The organism is Altibacter lentus, from assembly GCF_000746845.1.
In the GTDB taxonomy this organism is placed as follows: Bacteria; Bacteroidota; Bacteroidia; order Flavobacteriales; family Flavobacteriaceae; genus Altibacter; species Altibacter lentus.
The window spans coordinates 3,106,264-3,121,843 of the sequence record NZ_KN050846.1; the positions used below are offsets into that span (position 1 = coordinate 3,106,264).

Annotated in this window: 15 protein-coding genes; 2 read left to right on the forward strand and 13 right to left on the reverse strand. The window is 40.2% G+C overall.

Translation table 11 applies throughout. The features are described 5' to 3' along the window. From JS40_RS14490 to JS40_RS14525, 8 genes are all read right to left on the reverse strand, one after another. Positions 1–312 carry an EthD family reductase gene (locus tag JS40_RS14490; protein ID WP_034261734.1) on the reverse strand — a complete coding sequence of 104 codons (312 nt, stop codon included), beginning with the start codon at positions 310–312 and terminating at the stop codon, positions 1–3. A gap of 15 nt (positions 313–327) precedes the next feature. Next, positions 328–1,467: an FIST signal transduction protein gene (locus JS40_RS14495; protein WP_034261736.1), complete on the reverse strand. Its 1,140-nt coding sequence runs from the start codon at positions 1,465–1,467 to the stop codon at positions 328–330. Between the two features lie 225 nt (positions 1,468–1,692). Further along, a complete protein-coding gene (locus JS40_RS14500; RefSeq protein WP_034261738.1) occupies positions 1,693–2,028 on the reverse strand; it encodes a hypothetical protein in 336 nt (111 codons plus the stop codon). A gap of 310 nt (positions 2,029–2,338) precedes the next feature. Further along, complete coding sequence (locus tag JS40_RS14505) at positions 2,339–3,445, reverse strand: serine hydrolase domain-containing protein (protein WP_034261740.1); 1,107 nt, start codon at positions 3,443–3,445, stop codon at positions 2,339–2,341. Positions 3,446–3,592: 147 nt separating this feature from the next. Next, a complete protein-coding gene (locus JS40_RS14510; protein WP_034261741.1) occupies positions 3,593–4,201 on the reverse strand; it encodes an HD domain-containing protein in 609 nt (202 codons plus the stop codon). 88 nt (positions 4,202–4,289) lie between these two features. After that, a complete protein-coding gene (locus JS40_RS14515) occupies positions 4,290–4,679 on the reverse strand; it encodes a DUF1801 domain-containing protein (protein ID WP_034261743.1) in 390 nt (129 codons plus the stop codon). 22 nt (positions 4,680–4,701) lie between these two features. Further along, positions 4,702–5,064 (reverse strand): DUF2200 domain-containing protein, encoded by a 363-nt coding sequence (locus JS40_RS14520; protein ID WP_034261746.1) that lies wholly within the window; start codon positions 5,062–5,064, stop codon positions 4,702–4,704. Between the two features lie 26 nt (positions 5,065–5,090). Then, positions 5,091–5,789, reverse strand: a complete 699-nt coding sequence (locus tag JS40_RS14525) for a DUF2490 domain-containing protein (protein WP_084677520.1) — start codon at positions 5,787–5,789, stop codon at positions 5,091–5,093. Positions 5,790–6,110: 321 nt separating this feature from the next. Here JS40_RS14525 and JS40_RS14530 point away from each other — a divergent pair, with 321 nt between their 5' ends. After that, positions 6,111–7,763 carry a tetratricopeptide repeat protein gene (locus JS40_RS14530; RefSeq protein WP_034261748.1) on the forward strand — a complete coding sequence of 551 codons (1,653 nt, stop codon included), beginning with the start codon at positions 6,111–6,113 and terminating at the stop codon, positions 7,761–7,763. A gap of 115 nt (positions 7,764–7,878) precedes the next feature. Next, on the forward strand, positions 7,879–10,188 hold the full coding sequence (locus JS40_RS14535) for a T9SS type A sorting domain-containing protein (RefSeq protein ID WP_034261751.1): 2,310 nt from the start codon (positions 7,879–7,881) through the stop codon (positions 10,186–10,188). Between the two features lie 149 nt (positions 10,189–10,337). Here JS40_RS14535 and JS40_RS14540 read toward each other — a convergent pair whose 3' ends face one another. The 5 genes from JS40_RS14540 to JS40_RS14560 all read right to left on the reverse strand — a co-directional run bounded on the left by JS40_RS14540 (position 10,338) and on the right by JS40_RS14560 (position 15,567). Continuing rightward, on the reverse strand, positions 10,338–11,408 hold the full coding sequence (locus tag JS40_RS14540) for a Gmad2 immunoglobulin-like domain-containing protein (RefSeq protein WP_034261753.1): 1,071 nt from the start codon (positions 11,406–11,408) through the stop codon (positions 10,338–10,340). A 609-nt stretch (positions 11,409–12,017) separates the two neighbouring features. Further along, entirely contained in the window at positions 12,018–12,722 is a 705-nt protein-coding gene (locus JS40_RS14545; RefSeq protein WP_034261756.1) for a lycopene cyclase domain-containing protein, read from the reverse strand. A gap of 4 nt (positions 12,723–12,726) precedes the next feature. After that, positions 12,727–13,176 carry a sterol desaturase family protein gene (locus tag JS40_RS14550; protein WP_034261757.1) on the reverse strand — a complete coding sequence of 150 codons (450 nt, stop codon included), beginning with the start codon at positions 13,174–13,176 and terminating at the stop codon, positions 12,727–12,729. Between the two features lie 48 nt (positions 13,177–13,224). After that, on the reverse strand, positions 13,225–14,067 hold the full coding sequence (locus JS40_RS14555) for a phytoene/squalene synthase family protein (RefSeq protein ID WP_034261759.1): 843 nt from the start codon (positions 14,065–14,067) through the stop codon (positions 13,225–13,227). A 42-nt stretch (positions 14,068–14,109) separates the two neighbouring features. Further along, positions 14,110–15,567 carry a phytoene desaturase family protein gene (locus JS40_RS14560; protein WP_034261762.1) on the reverse strand — a complete coding sequence of 486 codons (1,458 nt, stop codon included), beginning with the start codon at positions 15,565–15,567 and terminating at the stop codon, positions 14,110–14,112. Positions 15,568–15,580 lie beyond the last annotated feature (13 nt).

A 15,580-nucleotide genomic window follows, 5' to 3' on the forward strand; every position in this document is an offset into this window, starting at 1 on the left:
TTATTTTACATTTTCTACAGTTCCTATAATTACATTGACTCCGCCTGTTGCAAAATTGGATAAATCCAAAACTGTTGCTTGCCCTTCGGGCGAGCCCATAGTTTCCTGCATTTGTTGGGGAGTGGAAAAGTACAGCTCGGCCATGCGGTAATATTCGGCTTTATGCCCGTCCGGTGTTCCCAAAAATTTCGTCAATTCCAGTCTAGCAACACCTTTCATGGTAGCTGTAAGGGGGAGGTGATTCTTTTTGTAATATTTTTCAAAAGCCTCGGGGTCTGTTGGATGTCCATACAGGACTGTTATTTTTTGCATGTTATTGAGTATTAGTTATTTTTCTTTTAAGGCGACGCAGCAAGTTGTTAAATTGTGCATCTCTAAGTTTCCTCCTGTGGCGCGGCCCAGCTCTGCATTGCTGAACATTCCTACCATGGGCACGTTCCACACATTTTTTACTCCTTCTATTTCTTCCTTCATCATTGGACCTAATGCCAAAATCCTTCCGGCACAACTAAAGACCACTAAAGCATCTGCTTGTGGCATTTGGGTTTCTTTTAGCTCTTCAACCCCTTTAACTACTTTTTCCATCACGTCCCAATCTGGTGGAATAGAAAATCGGATTTTTGATCCTTGCGGAATGGTACCACTCGTATAATATGATTTGTCATTCCAATCCACAACCAACGGTGGACGCATCACCGGATCACCCTTTTCTCTTTGTAATTGCAAGGCAAAATTTGTAGCCAGTTCCATGAGCACGTCTTTGTTGCCTGGACTTATATTTTCAAGTCCTCCATATTTTACAGTTATATCAAGGGCAGGTTCATTCTCGATGGTGTAGATATGATTACCTTCACTCTTTGTAACAGTTTTTTCGGTTCCCACAGCCTTCCAGCCGCAGGTGGCAATACCTTTTACTTCTACCTTGGTCTCATCTAGGGCAATACATACAATGCCTTCATTAGTTTCTTGACCGTTTGTAAAAACAAAGGTGTCTTCAAAGGTATAGTCATCTCCTGCAGCCCCGCCAAAAGCATTTAAATCCATTCCGGCGATATCTTCCAAACCACGCAAAATTTCTTCCCCATCCACCGCAGGATGACTGGTCCCGATTAAAAATGCAGGAGTGGAGAATTTTGTCTTCACCTTTGTTGCTATGGATGCAGCGACTTCTCTATAATTTTTACGGGGATATTCTTCAAAATAAATTTGAAAGTTATCTTTGTTCATATCGAGTAACAGAATGGCTACAGAGCCCTTTTCGGTTTCTCCGTCTATAAACTCTCCATTGGTAGTGACCCCAAACACTTGAATACCTTTATTATCCAAAAGCTTTGTAATTGTTTTTCTGTCCTGTGATACAGAAAGAAAGACCAAGGCGAGCGTAGGTGCGAAACCATCCGCTAAATTTGTTGCCAATGCCGTTTCGATTTCTTGGGTGGAGCTTCCTTTTATTGATTTTGCCTTCATATAGAGTTATAATTTGCGCTTTGGCTTTTTGCTTCTCGATACTAAAAAATTGAAATATTAAATATGGCGGGGATCTTTTAAAGTTACTAAATTCCCCTATGTTGTTGTGACTGAATTATCCTCAAAATCACTTACAATCCAATAAATAGCTGCGTCCCGGATAGCATAAAAACAATCAATTACAATGAGTGTTTTAATTATCGCCAATGCTTCGCATCTAAAAGATCAATACAACAAATTATCCAAAATCCGATCTATATTGCGCTCTGCCATATGATATCGCTTGTCTACCGAAAATACAGCATGCATTTCTTTTCGAATTTGCGCCAACTCCTTGCTCGAGTAATCATGCCACTCCAGATTATCTTCTATCTTTTCCAGACTTTCATCTTCGGTATCTGTTTTAAACTCCTCGTATATTTTTTTAAAGGTGGCAGGATCTGCCTTGGTACGGATCAACTGGATCTCGGCTTCACTGGCAACAGAATCTGCACTTGCACAGAGCAATAGGATATACGTTTGCAGTTCCATCTTGTTCCAAGGGGTTGGTTTATTTTTCATTCTGAAAGGTTTTGAGTTAGAACAATGCTTTGCATGAAAATGTAGGCACCTGGGTAGGTTAAAAAATGGGATTCAGGATGTGTTCTGTTTGCTGAAAGTATGCACGCCTCGCTTCGGAAGCATCGAACTATATATGCTCGCAGCCTGCGAATTTTCAAAGAATGATTCGCAGTTCCGAAGAAAAGCCAATGTAAATAGCTTCGGAAGGTAAATTTCATGGTACTTTGGTTAGTTCCTCTAAATATATGATAATTAATTTATTATGCCATGTACTTTTTCGCTGACCTTTCAGTAAAACGTTCACAACACTTCAATGGAAACCGGAAAGTACCGTGCCAATGTATTCGTATGCGCTAAATGGCAGATCTGTTTGCGTGATGCAGTAGGAGAGGATCATTCCCGTTGCAGGGGCATAGCCAATGTAGGTGCCGTAATACCCGTAATGGCCGTAATAGTGTTCTCCGTTATATGAAGTTTGATAGATGCCAAGTCCATAGGGGCTTTCATTTTCTTTCGTTTGTCGCACATCCATCATGGCTTGCAGAGATGCTTCAGAAAGCAAACTGCCCTCAAACAATGCTTTAATAAATATCGCCAGATCACCGTTGGTCGCTACGAGGCCGCCACCGGCCCAATCAAAAGAAGTATTGATCCGGGAAAAATTGATATTGCCTACAAATTGTTCTACGCGAGTTGCAGGTTTTATGGGCGGTTCGTAAAATTCAAAATAGGTAGCCTGCATGTTCAAAGGTGCTAAGATCCTTGAGCGAATGACTTCTGGAAGGGATCTTTGCTCGAATTGCTCGATAAGAAGACCGAGCAGAACATAATTCATATCGGAGTAGTGCCAGCCTTCACCCGGTGCGAAATGAGGCTTTGTATGCAGTTGAAGATCGAAGTAGTTTGCTAAAATTGAATCGGGGGTATGCTGTCTCTGCGGATCGCGAAAGAGGTATTCTACGAAGGCTTCTTCAGCATCGGTAAATATATCTGCCAAGCCTGAACGATGCGACAGTAGCTGTTCTACCGTAATGTTATGAGTTAAATTTGTACCCTTGTTGATATGAAGCGACCTGAGTTGCTCTGTCCCTGTGGGAGGAAGATATTTCAGAAATATCTCGTCAAGGTCGAGCTTTCCTTCTTCGGCCAGTTGAAGTATGATAACCGCAACGAACAGTTTGGTAGCACTGGCAATACGGAAACTGTCGTTTGGATAAATCGCTCTGCTGCCATCAGAACTCCTTCCGAAGGCTTTAGAATATACATGGCCATTTTCGGTATCTTCAATATGTAAAAGAATGCTGTGAACCGGATGGGTACCTGAGGGATCCAGTTTCAGCAAGCTTAATTGAGTTATTTTATCATTTTGCCCGAGGAATGAATAGGAGACGAATATAAAGAACAAAAAGTTTCTCATGATTCTAAAACTTTCAGAAAGACCGGTTTTCGATATTTTACAGAAGTGTGAAGTACAAGATAAAAAAATACTAACAAACGAATCTTAGGTTTTACGCCGGATGCTTCAGCAGCTATCGCAAAAAATTTGTGTGAGTCTACAGATGAATCATAAATTCTCAAGTTCTCTTTGCAGGTTCTTACGGGCCTGCTCCTCGAATTTTTCCTTAAAATAATTGACTTTATAGATAGTATCCAGGGCTAAAAAACGTTCTAGAAACTCCTTTCTTCCTTTGCGATACAGGAAATTAGGGAAGGCTGAGAATTCTCTTCGAATATTGTTACAATAGCTCTCATACACTTCAGGAGTTTGACCTAAAATAAGCAGATCCAGATCCATTAGGATATTGGTGTCTTTATCAGTAGAGCGTTTGTGTTCTTTGGTAGCTTCAATCTGTGCTTTACACTCCTTGATGAACTTAAAAGAAGTTTTAGAAATTCGTTCTTCGAAGCGTAGAGCACTCTTTGCTTCGTTGTCACTCCTGCCGGGTTTATAGATAATATCGTGGTAATAGATGGCAAATCGCAAGGTATCCTGATGATGTACTTGCGACAGGACATTTTTCAATTCTGAAAGCATCATCTCCAAGTGTGCAAGTGTGTGGTAGTATCTCGATCTGTGAGAATATTTTAATTCTATTTCCTGCCAACAGTGGTCAATATACTTCCTGTTGCTGGTGTAAGCGCTCATCATGTTATAGAAGGATGCTTTCAACATGCGTGTTCTTTACTGATTCGTTTAACATTAGAATTATAAGAAGGCAACTCTGTTGCCGCGTGTTTTTAAAGAAGCAGGACCAGGTAAATTATTTTAAACGATCCAACCTTCCTTTTCTCTTCACGATATTCTTGTAATCCCATTGTATTTCCCTGGCTTTTTGCAACCAACATTTAAGACTGGAAATATCAATTTGATGGGGATCGGTAAAGCGAATTTCGGCCGCCTTAAACTTTCCTTCGTCTTTTAAATGAGGTTCCTCAAAGGTTTGTCCGCTCCAGAACAGCAATCGTATGCAGTCTTTCAGTTTGCTGTAGCCCACAACAGGATTGCCGTCGAGAAACCAAACCGGATGTGCGTGCCAGATCTTGCTTTCTGCTTCGGGCAATTGTAAATCGATCACCTGTTGGAGTTTCTCACAGATTTCTTTCTCGACATGAGATTGGGCTTTGTTGTAAGTTTCTATTCCATGTGGCATAGGATATGGTGTCAAGCGGATGTTATTCTCTTAGAATTTTTTCCATTTTTCTTCCTTTGGCCAATTCGTCCACCAATTTGTCCAGATACCGTACTTGTTTCGTTAGGGGTGTTTCAATATCTTCTATTCGATAGCCGCAAATAACACCTTTAATAAGGTGGGCATTGGAGTTAATATCTGCTTTTTCAAAGAAAGTTTTAAAGGTTACTTTGTCTGCGATGAGTTCTTGCAGTTTGGCCTCATCGAAGCCGGTCAACCACTTAATTACTTCATGTAGTTCGTTCACTGTTCTTCCCTTTTTCTCGACTTTGGTGATATAATGTGGATATACCGAAGCAAAAGTTAGTTCTGCCATTCGTTTGTCGTGTTCCGGAGTCGTGTTCATGGGAAATATGTTTTACATTTTCGTATTTAAATGGTTTGATGCACGCTAATCTGTAATTGGTTCTTACTCCAATTATCCGTGGTCTGATTCATGAAGCCCAATTGAAATTTAAGATTTTTATTTAGGATGTATCCCAATCCTGTATACAATCGATTTCTGTCAAACAACTCAACAGTTCTCTCGTTACCTATGTCTCGTTGTCCATTAATAAAAAGTTCATTATAGAGCGCAAGATAGATTGTATTCTTCTCCATTGCGGTTTTGTTTAATGCAACGTTTAAAAACAAATTATACCGAAAGCGCGTTCTAAAATCTTGATCCTCCACAAAACGCTGTTCGAATCTAAAACGATGATTGGTATAGAAGCGATTGCCAAATTGAACCGGAAATAACGCTTCCTGATAGATTCTGCTTTCTGAAGTAGTCTCGCTGTCCGATCCAAAAGCCCCGGTAGTTATATGAGCATATCCTAATGTTACTTTTAGCTTTTCTTCCTTCGGACTATAAGTGAGACCCCCTCGAATCAACAATTGTTCAAGATCCCCTATGATGTCCCAATTCCGATATTGAATATCTCCCTGTAGTCCCCAGGGGCTTTCGTTAAAGGTAGTAGTGACGAAGTACATATACCATGCACCTAGCTGGTCGTCATCTATTTGGGCATTTCCAGTTTTTGGGAGGAACAGTGACAGACAAAAAGCTGTTGCGAATACAATTTTCTTCATTTTTACAATCGTTTATTGAGCGTGCACGGCGGCGAATTTTCAAAAAAAGCAATTTAACGATTTTGATTGAAAATCGGCGTATTCCGAAAGGTGAATTCTAAAGTCCCATATATTTCTGCCTTTTTAAAGCGTCATATCTACAATGCTGTATTTAGGTAAAAATATCCAAATGTGTTAGAGTAAGAATCAGTATCTAAAAACTAGTTTACTATTGTTCCATACGGAAATTAGGGGTATGAATTTTCCTAGATCGATGATAGGGTTTGTAAGAAGACTATTTTCTATTTTTGTTGGAATTGTTTTGATAATGCCAGAAAATCAATGGTGCTACGAATCGGTATTTTATTCTCATATATTGTACTCTTAATCCAGGGTTCGGTCTACTCACAGCAGGAGAGTAAAGCAATCTGCGACAGTCTAATATCCAAAGGGGTCAAGCTTATGCAAGAAGGAGATCATGTGCGATCTTTGGAACTACTTGTTAAAGCTCAAACCATGGCACGGGAGAACAATTGGCATAACCAGCGATTCCTAGCCTATAATAACATGGGGGCCAATTATTATTCCATGCATGATCTAGGGGAAGCGCTCGACCATTACTTGCAAGCATATACGATCGCTATTAAGGAACTGGGTGAAAAGTACGAGATGATCGTCCTTAACAATATCGCGGTACTCTATTTAAAAGAAGATAATTTCGATAAGGCGCTAGAATACTTTTCACGTGCATTTACCATTGCTAACAAAAATGCCGACACGACCAAGATAGCATATTATGCAGTTAATTTAGGGCTTGTTGCAAACCAGAAGCATGAGTTAGATAAAGCGAGATCCTATTTTGATATAGCCATCCCGTTATTAAAAGATAAGCCAGACATGCTTCAAAAAGCATATTTAGGCCGAGCAGAGAACATGATGCAAGAAGGGCAGTATATTTCTGCAAAGGAAATGTTGGAGAAATTAGCCAAGTTAACTGGAAAAACACAGCAAGATACTAAACTTTATGCATTGAACTTACTCTCGGAGTTGTCTTTAGAAACACAGAATAATGCGGAAGCCATACAATATGCAAAAGACATGCTATTAGAGTCGGATGATGTGGAAAGCCAATTAATGGCATATGAACAATTAGCCAAAATTTATAAGCAGGATAATCAGCTTGAGCAAGCCTTGATAGCCAAGGATTCGGTTCTGATGGCAACTCAAAGATTGCATAACATAAAAAATGGACGTCTTTTTGAAACAGGAAAGGTAAGGTTTGAGATTCAAAATTACCGTAATCAATTGCAGGATCAGCGCCAACGATTAAGAGACGAACGAAATGTCTTTATTATATTCCTTGCCTTAGCCGTCATTATCATTTTATTGTTTATTTGGGCACTGCGAATCAATTATACGAAGGGACAACAGCGCAAGGTACTTCATGCTAGAAATGAAGAGTTAATGAGTCTGGCATTGGAAAAGGAACGATTGGATCGATCTCTGCTCGAGAAAAAACTCAAGGAAGAAGAGGTTAGGGCGTTATTAGAAGAGGAAAGGCTACAGAATGAAATCGAAACACGAAATCGAAAACTATCAGCCAAGGCACTTCATTTGCTAGAACGAAATGAAATGCTTTCTAGATTGGTTCATGAACTTGAAGATTCTCATGGCGCTCAGCAACAAACCAAATTGAAGGCATATATTAGAAAGTTGAAAGGAATTATTAAAACAGATAATGAATGGGAGCAGTTCATCAAACATTTTGAAGAAGTAAATCAAGGTTTTTTAAGCAGTGTGAAAGAAAAGCACCCACCGTTAAACTCTAATGATCTTAGATTCATTTCCTATGTCTACATGAATCTCTCCACAAAGGAAATTGCCAGTGTCTTAAATATCACCGACAGTGCCTGCAGAAAGAGAAAGGAGCGAATTTCACGTAAAATGAACCTTCAGGATAGTTCCCAGTTATACGATTATCTTTCAGCGTTCTAATAAATAGTATCACAATTTTACCCATTCATGTCACACTTTTTCGCGTCTAATTTTCTTATAATGCATTTGTTATTTTGAATATTTGATCCTGTAAAAATCAAATACAAGAAAACTTATGAGAAAATTCATTATCCTATTAACATTTATTAGTGGTCTATATGGAGGAAGCATTTACTCCCAATCGCAGCTTACTTTCAAGGGATCCGAAGACTACGGGCGAATGTACAATATCATCTTTCACCCTACCATTGAAAATCGATTATTTGCTATCACACTAGGAAATCACATCATGCAGTCTAATGACAAGGGACTCACCTGGGAGATACTATACAGTTATCCCAACAATGGTGTTCATCTGCAAAGACTGGAACTATTATCGAATAATACCTTAACTTTTTCGGTACAGTACAACGAAAACCTTTCTGAAAATGCTGTATTTTTTTATGATTTATCTCTTGGTGAGATTACACGTCAATACTCACCTCCTATAACCACTGGCTCCGATAAAGTCTGGATCGACTCCTACGCCATTTTTGAAAACAACCACGATATTGCTATGGTACATCAGGCATATAGGATTGGCCTAACCGGCTATGCAAAAGTTTATTATACTATGGATGGTGGTGCGTCTTGGAATATGATCTATTACAATGTGGATTACAATGGGGTATTCCCAAATAATGTGGCTATTAGTCCGGATAACTCCAATAAGCTTTTTATTGCTCGTGGTGCCGGACCTAATAATGAAGAAGGAGGGTTGTTTATTTCTCAAGATAGCGGAAATACTTGGGTGGAGAAAATACCAGATAATAACTATAATATTATCACTTTCCATCCACAAGATGCCAATAATATCCTACTTGGTACTTTTATTGGAAATGAAGCCAATGGACATGTTGAAAACCTGTACAGAAGTTTAGATGGGGGAACCACTTGGAACGTGATTCCTATCAGTTGGGAGGAAGGAACGTTAGATAATATCACAGGAATTGTCTATAATCCATTGGATCACAATAATATACTACTAATGGAGGAAAATGAAGTAGTGATTACCTTCGACGACTGGGCAACCCATGAAAAGACTACATATCCATTAGACAATCTTGAAGGTTATTACTATGGAGTTCATGCGGCTTTCAGTCCATTTCAGAACGGCGAACTCTTCGTGAATGCAGATTATTACCCTTTGTTTTCTCAAGATGCTGGCACAACCTTTAATAGATTGTACAATCGATTTTATCCGTGCGGTGTGGTAGGACTGCAAGAAGGTACGGATGATCACCTCTTTCACAGTGTTCAAAGAGGGTTGATCCATTTGAATTTGACAACTGGCTTTGAACAGCAATTTGGGGTAGAACCCGTCAACTTAGTATTTAATTCTGATGCCCCCATTTATATGGTTGATAAAATTATCCCCGGGCGTATTTACAAATACGAGAGTGGTTTTATTGGTTCTTCCTTGCAGGTAAGCAATGATTTTGGAAGCAGTTATACCGTATTGCACACAAACTTTTTCGACCAACTTATTAATCTTACCTCAGATCCTAATGACGCCAATGTGATCTGGGCATTATTCTTGAATGAAGGAGGGTTAGTGATTGACTTCAATGATATGAATAACCCGCAGGTGTCATCGGTGACCCTACCTGAGAACGATATCTTAACTGATGTTTTTATCGATGATTTAGATTCAAACATCGTATTCATCACAGTAGGAGCACACGTATACCGTTCGGTAGATGGTGGACAGACATGGGAGGATAGTAGTACCGGATTAGGTATTGACCCAGCGACGGATATTATTTTTGATATAGAAAGAAACCCCCATAACAATAACGAATATCTTATTACTGCAAGTGATGGAATATACAGATCTACTAACGACGCCGCCAGTTGGGAGCAGGTTTATATAACAACTAACGTAAGGAAAGTGCACTACTCACCATTAAATGCATCACACGCGGTGGCTACAATTCCTTCCGGCAATGGAGTGGAGAGCCAAATAGTTTATACATTAGACGGTGGAGAAACTTGGGAGGCACTACCTTTTGAAGCAATTGCTCACGTAGGATCGGGTAGTATGGCATATAAATTCCATGAGCAGAGTGTGGATGCCTATATTGGCAGTTATGATTTGGGTGTGGTGAAATATACTATTGATTTAGCGACATTGGGCACTCTCGAATTACCATTAAAAAACGCTCCGTTTATTATATATCCAAATCCCGCTGAATCTGTTATTAATTTTCGCGAGCAAGGTGAAACCTTTGTATGGGTTAGTGTATTTAATAATTTGGGACAGGAAATAATAAGCAAATCATATCATCAACAACTTGACATTAGTACTTTGGAGAAAGGTGTATATTTCGTTCGTGTGAAAAATTCGGAAGGAGAATATTTTATAAAGTCTATAATCACAAAATAAGGCGAAGGTTTCCAACTCCAGAAGAAACCTCCCTTTTTAAAGGGAGGTTTTTACTTTATCTCGTTTTTCTCAGACTTTCAAGAAAGCCGCCTTGCCAAAAAACAATTGACAGTCGTCGAGGACTCAATACACTCATATTGAAAATTTGATCATCTTTCTTTTGGAGGAAATAATACAGGGAGGGAGTACGTGCGGTCATTTTGAGAAAGCCCGGAAGGGTTGGCCCGTTTAAAAAGAAGATATCCGCGTTCATCATCGGGCGTTACGTTTTCTGAGTATTGAAGGGTTGCTTCAAAAGGCACAAAATCTTCAGTCATCCATGTATCGCTGGCGGTTGCATAACCCTTCGCAATCGTTTTCCCTTTGGCATCTTGTAAGACAATAGGAAAGTCGCCTTCAAAAAACCAATATCCTCTGGCCGTTCCTCTTATTTTCAAAGGCGATTTAATATTCATATTTGGCAAGGGTTGTTCCACCTTTATAAGGTCGGTAAGAGGTGCTTTTTCCGTAGCGTTAAAAGTTATGCTTTCGACTATCTTCTTGAGGACGCGCCAGTCGTTTTGATTCACATTCCCTTTTTTTAGAACGGTATCGCCGCCCATCGGGTCACATTCCCGCATGGGAATTTTTGCCCCGCTTTCGGCATCCACACACTGGGTTGAAAAATTATCTGTGGCTGCCTGTACAAATACAAAACCAAATTCATCCCAATTCGAATTGGTGATTTGCAAATCGGGTGACAAGAACGCACCCCATTGCTGACCATTTTCAAGGAAAAATGCAGTAGATCTCTCATCGTTTAGAAGAAAGGATTCATCTTGCGGTTCTTCGATTTCGGAATATTTAGTTTGGGAGCCACTAGGCATCTCGGTGCCAATCCCCTTAGGCCAAATAGCGAGATAGGTCTTATCTGCCGATTCGTGCAGATGGACAGGTTGTTTTTCGGAATCTTGCTCTTGATGATTTTTAAAGATGTTAACCACAACCCGATTATCCAAATATCCCGTGCGCTCTATTAATTCCCAACGATTCGGATAGCGCAAACTTAGACCGAGGTACGAATTTTCATAGTCTTTCCATTCAGCCATCGAAAGCTCTTCTTCTTTGGTTAGGTCTTCGGCCTCTCTTTGATCTGAAGATTCATTTGATCGATCCCGGTTTTGGGTATTGCAGCTTATCAATAATATAATGAAAATAAAAAGTGTGAATCGATGAAACATGATTATTAATTTTTGATTAAAGGTTTTTTAGGTTATTTGCGGAGATAGGATATGATTCCAGTAGCTACTCAAAGAGGATAAAGCCGAAGAGAGGAGTCAACACCCTATTGCTTAAATAACCATTAAAGATAAGAAAACTTGCTTTTTTTCCCAAGTGTATACAGAGAGACGCCGTACACCATAGATTTTAAATTTCAGTTAGGGGTTCCATAGTACCTATTCCAGATACAAAATAGAACATAATCATTGGAGTGAAGCCAATCTTAAGAGTAATTTAAGGCACAGGAGCGTTACACTTTGATGTGGCCTTTTAGGGGCGTTTATCAAACTTTTAATAGACTAGTTCCTCCGCTAATTATCTTTTACACATCGACATGAAGATCCAATTTGGGTGCTCAAGATGTTTTGGAATGCCTATTTAGCATCATAGAAAAAAGCATTGTTGCCTCCTGTATACGTAGAGCTCCAGTAATACCCATATTCATTTAAACTGTGATCTAAAAGGGAATACTAATAATACCGCCCGGAAGCGTGGTAAAACCTGTTTCGTTGGTTGCGCCAGTGTTCGGACTGTTCCAAAATGCTGTTACTGCTTTTAACATCCAACACTTAAATTTTAACCTTTTTCCATTCCATCCACCCCAACACTGTTAAAAGCATACCCAGAGCATACACACTGTCTTCAACAGGAATGGTTCCAATACGAAGCCCTATATTCTCTGTATTATCGTACCATACGACAGGATCTTCGATCCAGCTTCCGGTAAGGACTCCGTTCACCAAAAAGAAGGGGAGTAGGATCACCAAAAAGGTAGGCAGAAAAGTAGAAAGCACCTCCTTTTGGTAATTAAAAACAAGTCCCAGTATGAGAATAGTATAGCAGAAATTAATAAGTGTATACCAACGATCGTAGAAATACCAGAGCGATACGATCAATACACTTTGCAGCAGTACGTAGAAGATACGGGTGGTCTTTTCAGAAAAGGCAAAAGAAAAGCCGGTGTTGGATCCCTTCGGAAAGAAATACTGCAAGGAATAATGTGTAAAGATGCACGCATAGGGGATACAGATAAAGAAAAGCCATTCTTCAATGGGAAGGTTGAGCAATTTGTAGCCTGTAATATAAGCGTCGTTAAATCCCCAGATACCATTGCGGGTAAAGATCACATCCCATGAAATGAAGAAGACCATCATCACGGCAATACCTGTAAAAAGCGAACGCCATTTTTTATAGAACTGAAGCTTGGGGTGAAAACTGAATAAGAAAGGAATAAGGAAGGAACCTATATTCAAATACAGATACAGATAGTTCATTCTGCTATTTTTTGAAATACTTTAAAGGAGGCACCAACATTCCGAAGCATTCTCCCTTATCTTTCCCTAAGTGTTTGTGATGGATCTTGTGCGCACGTCGTATCCCGCGGGCATACCAGTTGTTCGCATTTCTAAAAAGCTTAAATCGTTGGTGGATAAAGATGTCATGCACAAAGAAATACGTGATTCCGTAAGCAAAGATCCCCAATCCAATAGGCAGACCGGCCCAAAAGCCGTAATACTGCCATCCCACAAAGCAACCAATGCTCACGGCTGCGTAGAAGATAAAGAAGAAATCATTACGCTCCCACCAGCTGCCGTGGTCCTTGTGATGGTGGTCCTTATGCAAACTCCATAAAAAACCGTGCATGATGTACTTATGGGTAAACCATGCCATGAATTCCATGGCACTAAAGGTGCCTAAAAATATAAGTATCCAAAAAACAATATCCATGTCTAAATTAAAGCTTCAATTTAATAATTTCACAAACGCCTAGCTCCATCATCGTACCAACTTCAATTGGTACTTCACATAGCTTCGTGTCAACAACCCGAACTTTTCATAATTAGGAACGCGAATACGAGTGTTTTTAATATCCACGGCGGGGGTTCTGCGTAATTTCTTTAACAACCGCCGATAGTAACGGTACGCCATAAAAACGCCAAATTTCGCTTCGGCAGGTAATTGAAGGATTCCTTCATACCCTTTTCTAAAATCTTCCTCTATATCGTTGATGATCGCCTCTTTAGAAAGTTCATCCAACGCTTCCAAATTGGTATTGGGAAAATAGGTGCGGCTCAAACCTTCGTAATCCGCTTTCAGGTCACGCAGGAAGTTCACTTTTTGAAATGCCGATCCCAGATGCATGGCCGATTCTTTTAACTGTTCGTATTTTTCAGCATCTCCCTGCACAAATACCTTCAGGCACATCAGTCCCACGACATCGGCAGAACCGTGGATATATTCTTGGTACTCCGCTTCTGTACGATAGACGCTTTTGGTAAGATCGAACCGCATGCTGCGCATAAAGGCGTCGATCATGTCGCGTTCTATTCCGAAAGCATGCACCGTATGCTGAAAAGAATTGAGAATAGGATTTAAACTTATCTTTTCTGAAAGGCCATGCTCCAGATCTTGCTCAAACCGCTGAAATAAAGTCTCCTTATCGTAATCGTGAAAGGAATCTACGATCTCATCGGCAAACCGAACAAATCCATAAATGTTGTAAATGTGCTGCCGAATAGAAGGCGCAAGCATTTTAGTAGCCAAAGAAAAGGAAGTGCTGTAGGTGTGCGTTACTTTCTTGCTGCAAGTTTGGGATACGATATCAAATAATTCTTTCATCTCAATTTTTTTTCAGAAGACCTTAGCATACGTTTCGGTGTTCTACTGTTCTTTTTGTATAAGTCCGGCCACTAATTTGCCGGAGATGAGTGATGGCGGAACTCCCGGTCCCGGAACCGTTAGCTGTCCTGTAAAGAACAAATTACGGACCTTCTTACTCTTCAGTTTCGGTCTTAAAAAAGCCGTTTGCAGCAAGGTGTTGGCTAACCCGTAGGCGTTTCCTTTGTATGAATTGTAGGCCTCCACGAAGTCATTGATACAAAAAGACTCTTTAAATATAACGTATTTTTTGGCTTCCTGGTTGGTAAGTCTTTCAAATCGTTCCATTATTTTATCGAAATATTCCTCTCGCAATTCAGGGATATCATCCAAGCCGGGTGCAAGCGGAATTAAGAAGATACCTGCTTCTTTTTCTTCCGGGGCTGCGCTGGTATCGGTAATGGAAGGAAAGCTGGCATAGAAAAGTGGTTCCTCCGGCCATTGTGGCTCATCGTAAATATCCTTGGCATGTGCCTGAAAATCGACATCGAAGAACAAGGTATGGTGTGCTACATTCGCTAATTTCTTGTCAAAGCCTACAAAGAATAAAAGGGCAGAAGGGGCAAATGTCTTTTTCTTCCAGTAGGCTTCGGTATATTGGCGGTATTTTGGTTCTAAAAGGGTCTCGGTGTGATGATAATCGGCACCGCTCAATACCACGTCGGCCGGGATCGTTTCTCCATTTACCTTAATACCTATTGCTTTTTTGTCTTTTACAACGATCTTCTCAACATTCTGTTGGGTCTTGATGGTTACCCCAAGGCTTTCAGCAAGCGTTTTCATTCCTTCAATTACCGTATACATTCCGTCTTTTGGATGGAACGTTCCAAGTCCAAAATCAGCATAGTTCATAAAACTATAGAAAGCGGGTGTATTGGAAGGCTTTGCACCCAGAAACAACACCGGAAATTCAAGAATGGAGACCAATCGAGGATTGTCGAATTCCTTTCGGACTTCCTTACTGATGGTGCTGAAGAACTGCCCTATCTTCTTCACGGTCACAGGTGTCACCAATTCCAAAGGTGAAACGCCCGGTCTGTAGACCAGATCTTTAATAGCAATGTTGTAATTGTCCTGTGCCTCTGCCATGAACCCACGAAGTTTTACCGAACTTCCCGGCTCCTCTTTTTCGAAAGCAGCACAGATCTTTTCTAAGGTGTCTTCAATGGTAATAAAATCATTTGTGCCAAAATAGACGGAGTAGGCAGGATTCAATTTTATGAGTTCGTAATAATCGGATGGTTTTTTATTGAAGTCTGAAAAAAATCGTTCGAAGACATCGGGCATCCAGTACCAAGTAGGGCCAATGTCGAAGGTAAATCCCTCTTTCTGAAGCTGCCGTGCCCTCCCGCCAACAGTAGCATTCTTTTCATATATGGTCACGGTATGTCCGTCGCGTGCTAAGTAGCTGGCCGCGGCAAGGGAGGAGAATCCGGAACCTATAATAACGATGTCTTTCATTGTTTGTTTAACA

Coding starts and splice junctions, on each gene's coding strand:
- JS40_RS14490 (WP_034261734.1), bottom strand. CDS start 312: ATGCAAAAAATAACAGTCCTGTATGGACATCCAACAGACCCCGAGGCT.
- JS40_RS14550 (WP_034261757.1), bottom strand. CDS start 13,176: ATGGATATTGTTTTTTGGATACTTATATTTTTAGGCACCTTTAGTGCC.
- JS40_RS14540 (WP_034261753.1), bottom strand. CDS start 11,408: ATGTTTCATCGATTCACACTTTTTATTTTCATTATATTATTGATAAGC.
- JS40_RS14515 (WP_034261743.1), bottom strand. CDS start 4,679: ATGCCACATGGAATAGAAACTTACAACAAAGCCCAATCTCATGTCGAG.
- JS40_RS14510 (WP_034261741.1), bottom strand. CDS start 4,201: ATGTTGAAAGCATCCTTCTATAACATGATGAGCGCTTACACCAGCAAC.
- JS40_RS14530 (WP_034261748.1), top strand. CDS start 6,111: ATGGTGCTACGAATCGGTATTTTATTCTCATATATTGTACTCTTAATC.
- JS40_RS14555 (WP_034261759.1), bottom strand. CDS start 14,067: ATGAAAGAATTATTTGATATCGTATCCCAAACTTGCAGCAAGAAAGTA.
- JS40_RS14500 (WP_034261738.1), bottom strand. CDS start 2,028: ATGAAAAATAAACCAACCCCTTGGAACAAGATGGAACTGCAAACGTAT.
- JS40_RS14520 (WP_034261746.1), bottom strand. CDS start 5,064: ATGAACACGACTCCGGAACACGACAAACGAATGGCAGAACTAACTTTT.
- JS40_RS14545 (WP_034261756.1), bottom strand. CDS start 12,722: ATGAACTATCTGTATCTGTATTTGAATATAGGTTCCTTCCTTATTCCT.
- JS40_RS14560 (WP_034261762.1), bottom strand. CDS start 15,567: ATGAAAGACATCGTTATTATAGGTTCCGGATTCTCCTCCCTTGCCGCG.
- JS40_RS14535 (WP_034261751.1), top strand. CDS start 7,879: ATGAGAAAATTCATTATCCTATTAACATTTATTAGTGGTCTATATGGA.
- JS40_RS14505 (WP_034261740.1), bottom strand. CDS start 3,445: ATGAGAAACTTTTTGTTCTTTATATTCGTCTCCTATTCATTCCTCGGG.
- JS40_RS14525 (WP_084677520.1), bottom strand. CDS start 5,789: ATGAAGAAAATTGTATTCGCAACAGCTTTTTGTCTGTCACTGTTCCTC.
- JS40_RS14495 (WP_034261736.1), bottom strand. CDS start 1,467: ATGAAGGCAAAATCAATAAAAGGAAGCTCCACCCAAGAAATCGAAACG.